Raw genomic sequence first — 1,287 nt, 5'->3', positions numbered from 1 at the left:
CTGTCGTGCCGCCGCCCAGGCTCGACGGTGGCCGCCCGACCTCGCGGGCAGCGGTTTCGGGCAGCATGTCTCTTGTCGTGGCCAGGGCGGGTTGCCATTCGATCAGGACCGCGGTGGCGTCGTCCTGCAGGTTCTCGTGCTGGTGTTCGAGGATGGCGTGGACGAGGCGGCGTAGGGTTTCGGGCGCCGATACGTGGTCGGCCAGGCTGCGGGTGACGAATTCGATGAGGCGTTCTGGTCCGAAGAATTCCCTGGTGTCTGTGCGGGCCTCGGTGACGCCGTCGGTGTAGAGCAGGAGCTGATCGCCGGGTTGCAGGGTCTCCTCCTCGACCGTGGGGATGTCTGTGCCGAGGTGGCCGAGCCCGAGCGGCATCGCGGTCGGTGCGGTCAGTGTCCTGACCAGTTTGCCGTCCCGGAAGAGCAGTTCGCCGGGATGGCCGGCGGATATTCTGCGGAACTGGCCGCGGTCGGTGTCGAGTTCGGTCAGTGCGGCGGTCACGAAGCCGTGGGGGTATTTGGCGCTGACCCATTTGTCGATCGAGCGGTAGGTGTCTGCCAGGTCCAGGCCGCAGCGGCGGGCGTTGCGGTAGGCGCTGATGGTCAGCGAGGTCATGGCGCTGGCGTCGATGCCGTGCCCGACCGCGTCGAAGACGGCCGCGTGCAGGACGCCGCCGTTGACGGCGTAGTCGAAGGCGTCGCCGCCGACGTCGTAGGCCGGTTCGAGGATCGCGCTGATCAGCACGTCGGGTGTGGCGAAGGTCAGCGGTGGAAGCAGGTTCCAGATGATCTCCGCGGCCAGTTGCATCGGTAGCCGGCGGCGGATTCTTTCGACGGCGTCGCCGTAGGCGCGGCGGGTCATGAGCACCTCGGAGAGCAGCCCGGCGGCTGTGCGGTAGTCCGCCAGCAGGTCCCGTGACGGCTTCCTTGTGGTGATCACTTCGAGTACGCCGAGACGTTCGATGCCGTCCAGCAGCGGAACCCACAGCCGCAGGCCGGATCCAATGTTGGTCTCGTGCGTTTCGGTCATCGCGAACGATCGACCGGGCAACGTGCCGTCGACGGCGATGGCGGTGCGGTGTGGGGTGCCGTCGCCGGTCAGCGGCATGAGGTTGCGCTGTTCGTAGTCCACCAGATAGATGACCATCTCGCGGGCGTCGAGTAGTTCCGCGCATCGCATGGCCAGGGCTGGCACGTCCTCGGGTCGGGCCTGGTGCGAGCCGGCGACGAGATCGCGAAAGGCCCGCAACGGATCGGCCATCGGCACCCTCCCAGGTTCGCCACTCTCCG

At 67.6% G+C, this 1,287-nt stretch carries 1 protein-coding gene; it reads right to left on the bottom strand.

Annotated elements, in window-relative coordinates:
* The coding region (locus Vau01_RS62970) for a PP2C family protein-serine/threonine phosphatase (protein WP_204015467.1) at positions 1–1,258 on the bottom strand (1,258 nt) is incomplete at its 3' end.
* Between the last annotated feature and the right edge of the window lie 29 nt (positions 1,259–1,287).

Source organism: Virgisporangium aurantiacum, from assembly GCF_016863635.1.
GTDB classification, from domain to species: domain Bacteria; phylum Actinomycetota; class Actinomycetes; order Mycobacteriales; family Micromonosporaceae; genus Virgisporangium; species Virgisporangium aurantiacum.
Note: the sequence above shows the minus strand (reverse complement) of the source record. Positions and strands in the feature narration are given on the sequence as shown.